General features: G+C 32.1%; 13 protein-coding genes. 7 read left to right on the forward strand and 6 right to left on the reverse strand.

The genetic code is table 11. The features are described from left to right. The first annotated feature begins 1 nt into the window (after position 1). The 6 genes from flgK to xseA all read left to right on the forward strand — a co-directional run bounded on the left by flgK (position 2) and on the right by xseA (position 5,686). Complete coding sequence (flgK, locus tag CQA57_RS01090) at positions 2-1,825, forward strand: flagellar hook-associated protein FlgK (RefSeq protein WP_115578385.1); 1,824 nt, start codon at positions 2-4, stop codon at positions 1,823-1,825. 1 nt (position 1,826) lies between these two features. Beyond that, on the forward strand, positions 1,827-2,570 hold the full coding sequence (locus CQA57_RS01095; RefSeq protein WP_115578386.1) for a TIGR02757 family protein: 744 nt from the start codon (positions 1,827-1,829) through the stop codon (positions 2,568-2,570). A gap of 61 nt (positions 2,571-2,631) precedes the next feature. Beyond that, positions 2,632-2,820: a 50S ribosomal protein L28 gene (gene rpmB, locus CQA57_RS01100; RefSeq protein ID WP_115578387.1), complete on the forward strand. Its 189-nt coding sequence runs from the start codon at positions 2,632-2,634 to the stop codon at positions 2,818-2,820. A 26-nt stretch (positions 2,821-2,846) separates the two neighbouring features. Further along, on the forward strand, positions 2,847-3,371 hold the full coding sequence (pgsA, locus tag CQA57_RS01105) for a CDP-diacylglycerol--glycerol-3-phosphate 3-phosphatidyltransferase (RefSeq protein ID WP_115578388.1): 525 nt from the start codon (positions 2,847-2,849) through the stop codon (positions 3,369-3,371). Beyond that, positions 3,372-4,427 carry an RIP metalloprotease RseP gene (gene rseP, locus CQA57_RS01110; protein ID WP_115578389.1) on the forward strand — a complete coding sequence of 352 codons (1,056 nt, stop codon included), beginning with the start codon at positions 3,372-3,374 and terminating at the stop codon, positions 4,425-4,427. Then, positions 4,424-5,686: an exodeoxyribonuclease VII large subunit gene (gene xseA / locus CQA57_RS01115; RefSeq protein ID WP_115578390.1), complete on the forward strand. Its 1,263-nt coding sequence runs from the start codon at positions 4,424-4,426 to the stop codon at positions 5,684-5,686. The genes rseP and xseA overlap by 4 nt, the downstream gene beginning before the upstream one ends. Here the strand turns inward: xseA and CQA57_RS01120 are convergent. The 6 genes from CQA57_RS01120 to CQA57_RS01145 are packed head-to-tail and all read right to left on the reverse strand — an operon-like array spanning position 5,673 to position 10,528. Continuing rightward, positions 5,673-6,506 (reverse strand): ankyrin repeat domain-containing protein, encoded by an 834-nt coding sequence (locus CQA57_RS01120; RefSeq protein WP_115578391.1) that lies wholly within the window; start codon positions 6,504-6,506, stop codon positions 5,673-5,675. The genes xseA and CQA57_RS01120 overlap by 14 nt on opposite strands. A gap of 11 nt (positions 6,507-6,517) precedes the next feature. Further along, positions 6,518-7,003: an HIT family protein gene (locus CQA57_RS01125; RefSeq protein WP_115578405.1), complete on the reverse strand. Its 486-nt coding sequence runs from the start codon at positions 7,001-7,003 to the stop codon at positions 6,518-6,520. A gap of 7 nt (positions 7,004-7,010) precedes the next feature. After that, a complete protein-coding gene (locus CQA57_RS01130) occupies positions 7,011-8,501 on the reverse strand; it encodes a Mur ligase family protein (protein WP_115578392.1) in 1,491 nt (496 codons plus the stop codon). Positions 8,502-8,504: 3 nt separating this feature from the next. Then, positions 8,505-8,783, reverse strand: a complete 279-nt coding sequence (locus CQA57_RS01135) for an acylphosphatase (protein WP_211305530.1) — start codon at positions 8,781-8,783, stop codon at positions 8,505-8,507. Further along, complete coding sequence (locus CQA57_RS01140; protein WP_115578393.1) at positions 8,784-9,491, reverse strand: alpha/beta fold hydrolase; 708 nt, start codon at positions 9,489-9,491, stop codon at positions 8,784-8,786. Positions 9,492-9,496: 5 nt separating this feature from the next. Further along, on the reverse strand, positions 9,497-10,528 hold the full coding sequence (locus CQA57_RS01145) for a D-alanine--D-alanine ligase (protein ID WP_115578394.1): 1,032 nt from the start codon (positions 10,526-10,528) through the stop codon (positions 9,497-9,499). Positions 10,529-10,893: 365 nt separating this feature from the next. Between CQA57_RS01145 and CQA57_RS01150 the strand changes: the two genes are divergently transcribed. Next, positions 10,894-15,301, forward strand: a 4,408-nt coding sequence (locus tag CQA57_RS01150; protein WP_115578395.1) for an autotransporter outer membrane beta-barrel domain-containing protein, incomplete at its 3' end; no start/stop codon positions are given.

Consider the following 15,301-nt stretch of genomic DNA (forward strand, 5'->3'; position numbering starts at 1 on the left):
TATGGGCGGGATATTAACTTCTCTTAATACTTCCTATACGGGGTTACAAGCTAATCAGTTGATGGTTGATGTAACAGGAAATAACATCTCTAATGCTAGTGATGAATTTTATTCTCGCCAAAGGGTAATTTCTTCTCCAGAAAAACCTATAATAAGGGGCAATAATGTTTCTTATGGCAGGGGTGTTGATGTCCAATCTATCCAAAGAATCCATAATGAATTTGTGTTTGAGCGTTATGCTAGGGCAGCACAAGATTTTAATTTTGCAGATACAGAATTTAATTTTTTAAGAGAAACTTCATCAATGTTCCCAGATATTGATGGTGTTGGAATCTATAATGACATGAAAGAGTATTTTAATGCTTGGAAAGATATTGCAAAAAATCCAAAAGATCCAGCCCAAAAGCAGGTTTTAGCAGAAAGGGCAAAAATACTAACAAATAACTTGCATGATACAAGACAAAAACTTACAACTCTGCAATCTAAGGCATCTGAAGATTTGGAAGTGCGAATAAAAGAGGTGAATGAAATTGGAGCTCAGATTGCGCAAATTAATCGTGAGATTAAAGAAATGGAAGATAAAAATATCCAAAAGAGAGCCAATACTCTAAGAGATAGACGCGATCAATTAGAGTTTAATCTTAGAGAATTGATTGGAGCTAATGTTTTTAAAAATAATCTGATAAGTCAAGAGAGGGTAAATGCAGATTCTGTAGATTTTGATGATGGATATGTTTTAAATATAGGTAAGGGATTAAACATCGTGGATGGCGGGGATTTTCATCCTCTTGTATTGGAAAAAGACAATAATGCAAATCATTTAAATAGAGTGTATATTCAAGGTTATGATTTTAAAAAAACAGAAATTACCGATAAGCTTACAATGGGAAAAGTAGGGGCTTTGATTGAGCTTTATAATGATGGACATAATGGCACAAAAGTTGGTAAATTGCAATCATATATTAATGCCCTTGATAGTTTTGCAAAAGGTTTTATTGAAGCAAGTAATTCTATTTATGCGCAAAGTGCTAGTAATAGCATTCAGAGCGAAAAATTAGAATTGATGGCAAATGAAGCTCTTAAAGATACAAAATATAATATAAAAAATGGTAATTTTGATTTGATTGTTTATAATACTGATGGTAAAGAGATGGTAAAAAAAACAATTATTGTTAATGATACAACTACAATGAGGGATATTGTAAAACAAATTAATGCAAATACAGATGACAATCAGGATAATAATCTTCAAAATGATTTTGATGACTACTTCAAGGCATTTTTTGATGATTCAACCAAGCAGTTTGTTATACAGCCAAAAAAACCATCAGAGGGATTTTTTATTTCACTAAAAGATAATGGGACAAACTTCACCGGAGCTCTTGGTATCAATCCTTTGTTTATTGGAAATGATGCTAGGACAATTGAGCTTGATTATCAATATCAAAAAAACTCAACAAGTATCAGATCTTGGATGGCTCCAGTTGCAGGTAATTTTGATGTAGCAAATATGATGCAACAAATGCAATATGAAAATATTGAGTTTTATGATAAAAAATCAGATATTAAAAAAATGAAGCTCAGTGAGTTTTATCAGCTTACTGCTGGAAATATTGCGACACAAGCCCAAAGTGCCCAAACTACTTTGGATACAAAAAAAGCTGTTTTAGAAACTACAAAAAAAGAGCATTTAGCAATCTCTCAAGTAAGTATTGATGAAGAGATGGTAAATTTGATTAAATTTCAAGGTGGTTATGCAGCTAATGCAAAAGTAATTACTACTATTGATAAGATGATTGATACTTTATTGGGTATAAAACAATAGTTTGAAAGAATTATTAGAAGAGCATTATCATCACAGAAATGCTTATGAAGATTTTAGCACTCCTGATCCACTAATAGTTTTAAGACAATATACTTCCTCTCCCTACTTTGATTCTATTGCTCTTGTTTGTGCGTTGTTTGCATATGGTAGGGCAAGTGAAATTGTCAAATTTTTACAAAAATTAGATTTTGAAATATTAAAATGTGATATCCAAAAGATTCAAAAAATGGTTTTTCCATATTATCGTTTTCAAACCCAAGAAGATGTTAAAAATTTATTTATTTTGTTGGTTGAAATACAAAAAGAAGGTGGAATTAAGGCTTTAATGCTTGAAGGATATAAACAAGATGGTATTTTTGGAGCCATCAATAGAGCAATTGAGAGATTAAGTAAGAGTAGGCATAATACCTATGGAATGCAATTTTTGTTTTCTAAAACTATCAATAGAAAAAATCTCTCAAGTCATTCTCCCCTAAAGCGTTGGAATTTATTTTTAAGATGGTTAGTAAGAAAAGATAATATTGATTTTGGTTTTTGGAGTGAAATACCAACAAGTGATTTGATTTTACCTCTAGATACTCATACTTTTAAAATTTGCCATAAGCTGGGTTTATTGCAGAGAAAAAGTTATGACTTAAAATCTGCTATTGAAGTAACACAAGCACTTAAAAAATTTGATTGCAATGATCCTATAAAATATGACTTTGCACTTTATAGAATAGGTCAAGAAAAGCTTGCATTTTAAGCAATTTTTATGCTTTTTTTTACTATAATGTGCAAAATTTTATTTTTAAAAAGGAAAATCTATGGCAAGAAAATGCTTCTTTACAGGCAAAGGTCCTATGGTTGGTAATAATGTAAGCCACGCAAACAATAAGACAAAAAAAAGATCATTACCAAATTTAAGAAAAGTTCGTGTTCAATTAGAAGATGGAACTTCAATGCGTATTAAGGTTGCAGCGTCCACTTTACGCACTATGAAAAAACGCTCATAATTTTGTAGATTACTCAAGAGTTGAGTGTGAGAAATCTACCAAATCTTCTAACTATTTCTCGTATTCTTCTCTCTATCCTTTTGCTTTTTGTTTTAATTGATAGTAAAGACTTAGGGTTGAGAGAAGCACATCTTTATGCTTTTTTTATTTTTATTATTGCTTCAATTACAGATTTTTTTGATGGTTATATCGCAAGAAAATATCAGCTTATTTCTGTTTTTGGAGAAGTTTTTGATCCATTGGCTGATAAAATGCTAATTCTTTCTGCTTTTATAGGACTACTTATAACACAAACCGCAAGTCCTTGGGCTGTTTTTTTGATTTTAAGTAGGGAATTTTTTATTACAGGCTTGCGTGTTGTTGTAGCAAGCACAAAGCAAAGTGTAAAAGCAAGTATATGGGGAAAATATAAGACGGTATTGCAAATAATTGCCGTAGCTTTTTTGTTGTTGAATCTTAAAGGTGCAGATATAATGCTTTGGATTGCTACTATTATTACTCTTTATTCTGGATTGGATTATGCCTTGCGTTATTATAAGAGTATGAAATAAATGTCTTTCTTGATAGCTTTTTTAGCTTTATCTTTTTTGGTTTTTTTTCATGAATTGGGGCATTTTATTGCCGCGAGGATTTTTGGGGTTCGTGTAGAGGTTTTTAGCATTGGTTTTGGGGTAAAAATTTTTAGTAAGAAAATTGGAGAGACACAATATGCTCTTTCAATGATACCACTAGGAGGGTATGTTAAGCTAAAGGGGCAGAATGATTTAGATGTTTTAGAGCAAAATTGCCAAAATGATAGCTATAGTAATAAATCCCCATTTGTAAAAATTATAATTTTGTTTGCAGGACCTTTTTTTAATTTTATACTAGCTTTTTTCTTGTTTTTTATGGTTGGAAATATGGGTGTTAGCACCTATCTTCCTATTGTTGGAGAAGTAAAAAAAAATATGCCTGCTTTTGAGGCGGGTATTTTAGAAAATGATGAGATTCTCTCAATCAATGCTAAGCAAATAAAAACTTGGATGGATTTGCAAGAAGCAGTAGCGAAAGATACGATGTTAAATCTTGTGGTATTGAGAAAAGATAAGATATTGGATTTTACTATTCGCCCAGAAATAATAAAAGCAAAGAATATTTTTGGTGAGGAAATCCAAAAAGGGGTTATAGGGATAGCACCTAGCGGAAAAATAGGCATTGTAAAATATACAGGCTTTGAATCTTTTGAATATGCAAGTAAAAAACTCTACGAATCAAGCAAAATAATTTTACTCAGTGTGCAAAAGCTTATTTCAGGGATTATTCCACTCAAAGAAGTTAGTGGTCCAGTCATGATAGTCGATAAGCTTGCTCAGGCATCTAAGAGTGATTTTGTTTTACTTTTATTATGGGTGGGGCTTATTTCTGTAAATCTTGGTATCTTGAATCTTTTGCCGATACCAGCACTTGATGGAGGACAGATACTTTTTAATTTTTATGAGATTTTGACAAGAAAGCCTATTTATGAAAAAGCAAAATATTATCTTACTCTATTTGGTTGGATAATTCTGTTGAGTTTGATGTTGCTTGGGTTGAGAAATGATATTTTAAGATTGCTTGGAGTTTGGTGAAATATTTAAGTGTAAGTGCGTTAAATGCGCAGATTCAATCTCTTATAGAAAGCACATTTGTTGAAGTTTTTGTAGAGGGAGAGGTAAGCAACCTTACAAAACATAGTAGTGGGCATTATTATTTTAGTATTAAAGATAAGGATTCTTCGATTAGATGTGTGATGTTTCGAGGCAATGCAAGTAAATTAAAGTTTGATTTACAGAATACGCAAAAAGTATTAGTGAGAGGAAATATTAGCGTTTATGTGCCAAGAGGTGAATATCAGATACTTTGTTTAAGTATAGAGCCAAGTGGTCAGGGGGCTTTGCATTTTGCTTACGAGCAATTAAAACAAAAATTACAAGAAAAAGGTTTTTTTGAGGCAAGGCATAAAAAGGTATTGCCAAAATTTCCAAAAAAAATAGCATTGATTACCTCAAATACTGGGGCAGCATTACAGGATATGCTAAGAGTAGCGCATAATCGTTGGAATCTTGTAAAACTTGTAAATATTGATACTTTGGTTCAGGGAGATGAGGCAAAAAATCATATTGTGCAAAATATAAAATTTGCGGATAGTTTTTTTGAGACTAGTGAGGCTTTTGATGTGATTGTTTTGGCTAGAGGTGGAGGGAGCTTGGAAGATTTATGGGCTTTTAATGAAGAAGTTGTTGCTCAAGCTATTTTTGAAGCTAAAACCCCTATTGTATCTGCTATAGGGCATGAGATTGATTATGTGATTAGTGATTTTGTTGTAGATATGAGAGCGCCAACACCATCTGCTGCGATGGAGATGATATTACCAGATAGAAATACTTGGATGATAAATATTTCAAATATGTATGATGATATTCTTTTTCAAACACAAAAATTTTTTAATCAATTACATAAGCAAGTAAAAGATTATAGTTTTTTTCTTAGGCAACATCAAATTGAAAATAAACTCCAAGCAAATCAAAAAAAACTTCTAGAGTTGCAAGAAATGCTACTATCAAAGATAGAAAATTTTCTTTTAAGCAAAAATCCTATAATTTTAAAAGAACAGCTTGATTTTTATTTTAAGAATTTTTTGGCAAAAAAAGAATTGATGTATAAGGAAATTTTAGCAGAATTAAAAAGTAAGAATCTAGATAGGCTATGTCAAAATGGCTTTGCGCAAATTATGTATCAGGATAAAATTGTTTCTTTAGATAAATTGCATATAGGAGATGAGATTGAGATTGTGAGCACGCGTATACAAGCAAATGCCACAATCAATAAGCTAACTACCAAACCTTAAGATTAGTTTTTGTAGTTTCATAAAGTGTTCTAGACTTGCCATTGATATTATATTTTATGGCAAAGCCATATTTAACATTAGCGCTCCCATCCCTTGATAGAGAAACGCTTTTATAAGCTTCTCTTGTAATAGGAAGACTTCCTAATCCAGAGCTTGATCTTGGTGCTAAAGAGCGATTGACTTCTATTTCTGAAATTAAATCACCATTAATGTAGAGCGCTACTTTGTCAATGGAAATAAAAGAATCTGTTGGATTGCTAGCACTTATCCCTACAGCACCTTGTCCTATTGAAAAGGCACTACTTGCAACTATAAGCTCTTTATTTTCAACACGCATAGCTGGGACTTGAACTTTTGTAAAGATATAGCGCGCAGGAGCATCTCCTGTGTCATTGGTGATATACATATCCGCTCCATAGCTCATTAAAAGAGAAATCATTGCTTTATCGTTACGACTAACTGCATAATGCAAAGGAGTATTACCTCTGATGCTATCCTTGATATTGGGTTTTGCACCAGCTTTAAGCAAGGCTTGTGCAAATTTATAATTTCCAAATTGCACAACTTTATGTAAAGGAGTTTCGCCGTGGCAGACTTTATTGACATCTGCTCCACGATTGATAAGAAGATAGAGTATTTCAGTATTATTTTTTCTTGAGGCATCATAAATAGGAGTGCTACCTCTTAAAATTGCATTGACATTAGCACCCAAATCTATTCCTTTTCTTACATCGGTGTAATTGTTGCTAAAAAGTAGATAGTCATATTTATTGGCTAGAAGTAAGCAAGGTAATAAAAACATAAAAAATATTTTTTTCATTGTGATAGCTCCTATTTAAGATACATTTTAGCAAGATTTTGGATTTTTTTATAAATAGTTTCAAAATCTGTGCCATAAACTCTGCTATTTGCTATGCTTGTAATAAAATTTGTATCCCCATTATAGCGAGGTAAGAGGTGTAAATGCAAGTGCTCAGGGATGCCAGCACCTGCTTGCTTTTTGATGTTCATACCCATATTGATTCCCTCAGCACCAAACTCATAGAGCATTGCAATGGCTTTTTGGGATATTTTATGCAAATGCAACCAAATCTCCTCTTTAAGTTTTTCCGGGCTATCTAAATGCAAATGAGGGATAAAGAGTAGATGCCCAGCTGTATAGGGGTAAAGATTCATCACCCCGTAGCAAAAATCATCACGATAAAAAACATAGTTTTTTAAATCTTCTTGAGGATTTTTTGATATTTTGCAAAATATACACTCTGCGGGCTTTTTGTCAAAATAATCACTTCTCCAAGGTGCATAGATTCTATCCATATCAGCTCTAAATAAAATTCGGGGCATCATTTGCAAAAAGCAATAAATCCCCTTTATAAGTTGAAGTTAGCAAAATATTTTCTAATTGCGTCTTGTCCTTTAGAACAATTTTTTGCGGCCTGCTGATATATTGAGAGAGTATCTTAGAATTTAGCTCCCCAGTAATGATAACTAAATCAAAAGTGCTATCAATAGCCTTTGCAAGTTGGATATTTTGTTCTTGAGTGCTTTCAACAAGACCAGGAGTGATAATAACCTTTCTTCCACTATGAAGACTAGAAAGTCTTATAGCTTCTAGCATTCCTTTAAGATTCCCATTAAAGCTATCATCAAGTATGATTTTACCCCCAGCTGTAATTTTTTGTAAGCGATGAGGTGTTCCTTCAATTTTGCTTACAATCATTTGAATCTTTTCAATCTCTACCCCAAGTTCATAAGCCATAAGGATAGCTGCACTAAGATTTGCAATATTAAACATTCCAAGTATTTTAGTTTCAAATGCAAAATATTCTCCATTGATTTGGATTTCAAAAGATGTTTTATCAAGAGTAGATTCAATATTTCTAAGATTTGTTGGATAAAAAGCAAGGTGATTTTTTACCTCTTGGGATAGAGATGGTGGTAGAGGGTTTTGCTCATAAATTAAGGCTTTTTTGAGTTGTTTGCTTTTTAGAAGTTCAAATTTTGTTTCAAGAATATTTTGTGTATTTTTAAAATATTCTAGATGCTGTTCTCCCACTTCTGCGATGATAGCGTATTGATGTTGCAATAGTGTTGCAATTTCTGCAATATCCCCCCTTTGTCTTGCACCAGCTTCTGCTATATAAATTTCTATTTCTTTTTGTAAATTTTGATTGATATCACTCACAATGCCTTTGATGGTATTTACACTCCTTGGTGTGGCATAGACATTAAATTTGCTAGAGAGTATTTGCTGAAGAAAATTTTTGATACTTGTTTTTCCAAAGCTACCAGTAACAGCTATGATTTGCAAGTGTTTGAGATTTTTTAGTTTGAATTTTGCAAGTTTGTGATAACGATTAAAAAGTATTTTTTCATAAAGACTTGAAACAAGGATTGCAAAAGGCAAAACAAAAATAAAAGCAAAAGAAAAGAGCCAAACATTCTTAAAAACAAAAAATGATATTTGATGTAGGGCTAAAAAGATAAACAAAATGACAAAAAAACCATATACGCGCTTTGTAAAATGTAATTTTTTATCAAGTTTAAGATACCAAAGTATAAAAAAAGGCAAATGCACAAGCAAAAAAATACCCGTAAAAAACATCAAAATAATAGCAGAATGACTTAGCATAGTGCCTATAAATAGCAACAAAGGCAAAAAGAAAAAATAAATATGCCAAGTCCATCGATGATGTTTGGTAAAAACACGATAAAGACTATAGTTATACCATTGCAAATTGACAATGAGATAAAAACCAAGAGTTAGGATAAATAGCCAATCGATAATAGAAGCAAAAATAACAAGATAATGCATCGCCTAATCTCCCAAAATCGAAAAATCTTTAAAATCTATTTTTGAAACAATGGAAGTTTCCACTTCTTCTACTACAGCCCTTTGAGGGCCAATTTTTAATATAGAAATAAAAGATTCTAAAATTTCAAATTCACCATTTGCATAAATCTCAACACTAAAATTTTCTAGATTACGCACACTTCCTTTGATACCAAGCTCATCAGCCTTGCTTTTTGTAAATTTTCTATATCCAACCCCTTGCACAATACCAGATATCACAATATGCATCGTTTGTTTCATCATTTAAATATCCTTATAAAAAAGCTCTTCAATTTTTTTACCTTGATTGAGAAAAAAATAATGATCTCCTGTGAGTGCAAAGAATCGACTATTTTTTATAAGTTTTGAGATTTTTTCTCCAGAATCTAGACTAGTAGCCCTATCAGAGATGCCCCAAAAAATGCTTGCCTTTTTTTGAAAATTTGCAAAAATAGAGCTAAAGTCTTCATTCACGACATTTTTAAAGGTCTCATACATTCCACTATTTAGATTATCCGCATCTTTACTGCGCAAAAAATTTCCCTTAATGCCAAGAGTTTTGAGAGCTTTTGCAAGTAGAATTTTTAGTTTTATTTTAAGGGGTTTGGGCTCTAAAATCCCAGCTGTGCTAAGCAAAATCACCTCTTTATCCAAAAGCACAGCGACTTTTCCTCCAAAGCTATGCCCCACAATCACATCAGCATCAATTTTTATTAAAGAGAGAAAAGCCTCAATAATATGCGCATAATCTTTTGTGTGCAATATCGTATCATTGGCACTTTTGCCAAATCCAGGTAAATCAATATAAAGATGATTAAAAGCCTTGAAAGTATTTTTAAACGCACTTTGCATCAGCTCTTTATTGCTACCCCATCCGTGCAAAAAAATCATATTTTTATCAGAATGATTGGAGAGATATTCATAAGCGATTTCAAAATCTTTATTTTGATAAGACAGGATTCTTTTTGCCATAAAACTTACTTCGCCCTTTGAATTTTTTTGATGTATTGATAATCAATAGGTATGTTTTTCTTTTTGGGTAGATTTTCATAAAGCTCTTGGATAGCCTTTTGGAAGTCTTCAAAAAGATAGTTTGCCATACTACCTGGGATAGGATTGATTTCATTGAGATACACTTCCTCATCTATCACAAAAAAATCACAGCGTATCAAAGCCCCTTCAAAGCAATTTTCATAAATTCTTTTAAAAGAATCTTGCATTTTTTCTAAGATAGTATTGGTAATATTTGCATTTTTTGTCTTTGCGTCTCTTGAAAAATCAAGATATTTATTTTCAAAATCTAATAAATCTTGTTTTTGTGGCTCTTCTATGATAGAAAAGACAAAATCTTTTGCTTTATACCCTGCAAGATTGTATTCTTTCACACCTTTGATAAAAGGCTCTATAATCACTTCTTTATCATATTCAAAAGCACAATCAAGTGCATAATCAAACTCTTTTGCATCATTTGCCACACTCACACCTATAGAGCTACCAAGTCTTGAAGGCTTGATGATTAGAGGAAAGTCAAGATTGCTTTTGCGTGTATCTTTTTCTCTTAGCACTTCAAAAGGAAGCATTTTAACCCCTCTGCTTTGTGCAAAAAGTTTAGTATAGTATTTATTAAAGCTCAAAACACTAGATTCTACTCTAGGACCAATAAAAGGGATATGATAAAAATCAAGCAAAGAGGCAATTACTCCATCCTCACCATCAGCACCATGAATAAGATTGATGATACAATCACTATGAAGATATTTTTTTCCAAACAAAGAAGAGAGAAAAAATCCCGCATTATCAATAGAGAGTTTTTTGCACTTTTTATAATTTTCAGAAGCAAAAAAACTTGCCTGCATTAAATGAGATGGAATCTCATAAAAATAATGATTTCTATCCACAAAGATAAAATTTTCTATCTTTGCACCAAGCACTTTTTTAAGTGTAATTGCACTTACGATACTTATCTCATGCTCCCAACTCACCCCACCAAATAATACACCAATACGCATTGCTACTCCATTTGATTTTTTTAAAAATTTTTTAGATTTTATCAAAGATTAAAAAATTTCCAAAAATGTTGTTTTTAAATATTAGAAGATGCTCTTTTATTTCTGTAGTTTTAAGCTTAAATATAGTTTTCTTTGTAGATTTAATAAATTTTTAAGTAAAAAATATCTAAAATTACACGCTTTTTTGTTTTCATAAATAAAGAAGTGAAAAACTAAAAATTTAAAAAAGGAGTTTTTGTCATGGAACAAAAATTTGATGTAATGAGGGGGGGGGGTATAGTAATTCTTTAAATGCTTCTTTCTCTACAAAAGATTCAAACAATTCAAAAAAATTCTTCAAACCTTTAGTTGCTAGTTCTCTAGCTTTGTTTTTAAGTGCAAATATTGCAAGTGCTGATAGTAATAATTATTATAATGGCACCAATGTTACTAATGGAAATGGGACAGATCAATGTCAAAGTGCTAGTAGTCCTTGTGCTTACACATCTCACGGGACTTTTACTAAGGATAGTAGTACTAATACTTTAAATTTTACAAATACATCAAGAGTAACCGGGAATTACACTCTCACTGCAAAAGGTGTAACGATTAATGTAACTGCACCAACAACAAGTAATGCAAATGCTAATATAATAGATTTCCAAAAAGGAGCTGCAACTCTTACTCTAACAAACTCTTATCTAAAATTTGAAGATCAGACAACAAAAACAGCTGAGCACTTTTTAAGAGCTTTGGATGGTAGTGCTAGTTTAACTGCAACTTTCAATGGTGGTATTGGAACTGAAACTATAAAAAACCAACAATATAACAATATTGCTTTTTATGGTGCAATGATAATGGCAAATAATAATAGTGGAAATAACACTATAACATTTGATAATGGTGCAAATATGGTAGGTATGTTTTATGCTCTAGGTGGTTCAGGCACTACTGCAGCAAGTGTTAAAGCTACTTTTGATTTCAAAGGCGGTGGAAATCTTATAGCTACAGATAAAGATTCTTATATGAATAAATGGACAAATATAAAAGGTAAGGCAATTAATTTTGAAAGACAAATTGGTGGTGCAGATGAGAATAGTAATGTAACCTTTAACTTTGGTGAAAGTGGGCAGAAGGAATATGCATCTCAAGATAAATTAGATGCTGATGGCGTGGTGATTAAACAATTAAATAATGGAGATGTTTCTAATGATGATGCAAGTGGTGCTAAAACCCTAATTACTAATGCCATTAAGGGAAATATTTATGTAGCTGGGTATAGGGGTGGTAGTGGGGTTAATTATAATGCCAACCTAACCCTTAACTTCTATAATAACGGTCTCATTGATGGTGCTATTTCTACAAGTTCTGTTGCAAATATAAAAATCTATTTTGCAAATAAAGGAACTATTAGAAGTAATCTAGTTTTTGGTATGGGTGGAGATGGTTCTACAGGAACTTTTGTTATTGCTAAAAGTGCAAATGAAGCTAGAGTAGATGACCTAACCATTGAAGGTAGTATCACTAACAATGGTTTAACTAACTATACAGTTACAGCAAATAAATTTTTAATGGATGGAACTGCAACAACTGGAACTAGCACCAATGCTCTAACTTTTGATACTTATGAGGCAACTTTTAAGAATTTTAAATTAGATAATCATGGAACTACAGAAATTAAGACACATAATGTAACATTTGATACTTTTACATTAAATAATTATAAAAGCACTACCATTTCTGCAACAGAAAGTGCAACTTTTAATAACTTTTCATTAAATAATACTAACAAGGTAGAGATTTCAGCTAAAACATATCTTGTAATAAATGGTGCAAGCAGTGATATCACTACCAAAGGGAATTTAACAATTAAAAATGAAGCAACTTCTAGTACCACCACAGATGCTAAATCCTCCATTGATGTAAAAGGTATCTATGGTATTGGAGCATATAACACTACTTCTGATACAACTATCACTACCAAAGGTAATGTAAATGTAGGTGTCCTAGCTGCAGTAAAATCTGATGGTAGTGGAGCTGGTAGTATTAAAAATACACTTACAGTAGATAACTCAAACAATGCTGGAAGTGTGGTTTTAAGTGTTATTGGCAAAGATGCAACAGCAAGTGATTTAAAACTTCGTGGTGGTAGTATTAGCGGGACTACATTAGCCAATAATCAAACAAATCTTACTACTCGTGGTAATATTGTAATGTTTAGCAATATGACTGGCGGTAAAAGTGAATTAGTAGTTTCAAGTGGTCAAAATTCTTCTGCAAGTGTAGTAGGTGATATTTACACAATTGGTGGAACAAATAATATAAAACTTTCAGATACTACTAAAACTGATATCCCTGAATTTATAGGAAATATCACAGCAAATGGTGGAAGCACTAACTTAATCTTTGATAAGACACTCTGGGCTCCTACAAATGTCCTCTCTTTGATGTCTCAAACTTCAATGCAAGATAGTTCAAGTGATGCAGCTAAAGCTGCTTTATTATCTTACATTTCTCAATATGGCACAGGAACAGTAACTTCTAATAATAGTGGAAATGTGAATATTGTTCTAAGACAAGGAGATAGTGCGACATTTACAGATACTGCACTTTTTAATGTAAAAACAATAGGAAGTAGCACTACTACTATCTTGATGCAAAAATCATCAACTGACCTTAAGATAGGTGCAAATATTGATTATGATAATGCTGCTACTACAAATATTATCTTTGCTGGAAGTAATGATTTAGCAACAAGTGCAACTAAAGAAAGCTTTGATACTAAGGCAAACTTAACAGATGTAGGAACTACAGGTGCTCAACTCTTTGGTGTAACTTACAAAGATGGAACTTATTTTAAAGTAGGTGCAAAGACAAATGCCCAAAGAGAATTGATTCAAAGAGTAGGAAATACTGCAAATGGTCATACCTTAACATTAGTCGCAGATTTATCTGGAACTACAAGCACACTTAGTATTGATGGTTTGTTTATGGGAGATATCACAGCTCTGGCAAGTTCAACTGCTGCTGCTGGTGGATCTAGAGTAGGTTTTACACATAATGTAACTATCAATACCAATGCAATTATTGCTGGTAATATTACAAACCAATCTACTGATACACTAAATGTTGTATTAAAAGCTGGTTCTAAAGTTTTCATTGACCCAACAGTAACAAAAAATGGTCAGCAAAACTACGGAACTACTTATACTATGGCTTCACTAACTGCTGATGGTGCTACACACTCTTATACAGAAGACTTAGTAGATTCTATTAAAACTAAAAATACTGTAGTAGATTTAGGAACAATGGGTGTGGATTTAGCAGAAGTTGCTACAACAAGTGTTGAAGCTTATAATCTTTTAAAAATTACAAAACTTGGTGGAAATAATGTTTCTTTTAGAACAAGAGTAGGTGATCAAAATAAAGTAGCTAAAAATATTGGTGCGCAAAATAGTGCAAGTGATAGTGGTTCTACATTAACAGGTTATGCAGATAGAGTAATTGTAGAAGGCACAAAAGGTGATGTTACTTTACAAGAATTCTTACAACCTGTATATACTGATAATGTATCAGTAGATACGATTACTTATAATGAAACAGATACAAGCAAAAACATTGCAGTATTAACAGTAAAAAATGATAGCAATGGTAAAGCATTAGTAGATTTAGGTGCATTAGATGCAATTGAAGGATTTGATCAAATTAGCTCAGGTCTTAGAGCAGTAATCACTGATGCTAATGGTGCAGTTGGCACTGATAAAACAGGCTACACCACTTACTTCCTTGCATCTGCAGATAGTAAAGGTGCCTCTCTTGCTAACCAACAAGCTTCAGCAGCAGCTCTTGGTTCTAACTATGATCTTTATTTAGCTAATATGAATAGCTTAAATAAAAGAATGGGTGAATTAAGAGAGAATGCTAATGCTCAAGGTGCATGGGCTAGAATCTTTAATGGTATGCAAACCTCTAACTTTGCTTTAGAAACTAAAGCACTCTATACTACATTCCAAGCAGGTTATGATTATGCCTTTGGATTTAGTGGAGCAAATAATTATTTAGGTTTTGCACTCTCTTATGCAAATTCTATTACTACTAGTTCAGAAACTGTAAAAGATATACTTAATGTTGATCAGGGAATTAAAGATGTAACTTCTAATGCTATAGAGTTTGCAATCTATAATGCTTATGTTCAAGATGGAGCAAGCAAAGCAACTGGATTTAAGAATGGTTTATATACAGATACCATCTTAAAGTTTAGTTATATTATGAGTAATCTCTCTATGCTAAATCAAAGTGATACTTATAATACTAATAACTTTGCACTCACTCTCTCTCAAGAGCTAGGTTATAGATTCTTATTTGGTAAAACTAAAGAATGGAGTGTTACACCTCAAGCAGAAGTAACCTTTGGTTATTTAAATCAAAGCAATCTTAAACAAAAACTAGGAACTGCATACCTAGATGGTATTCAAGATAGCATTATTACTCTAAGAAGTAGAATTGGTGCAAGCTATGGATATGATTTCAAACAATTTACTGAGAATAAAGGATTTAATGCAAAAGTTTATCTAGGAACTTACTTTGTAGGAGATTATATTGCTGGGGGTAAAGTATCTTTAACTTCAAATCTAGGAACGAATGTATCTTTATCTCCTCTAGCTTCTACAGGTAGATTTGTTATGAATGTAGGATCTAATTTCTCTATTAAAGAAAATCATAGAATCTACTTTGATTTTGAAAGAAGCTTTGGTGGATTAATTACTACAAATTATCAAGTCAATCTAGGATATA

The organism is Helicobacter anseris, assembly GCF_003364335.1.
Lineage (GTDB): Bacteria > Campylobacterota > Campylobacteria > Campylobacterales > Helicobacteraceae > Helicobacter_H > Helicobacter_H anseris.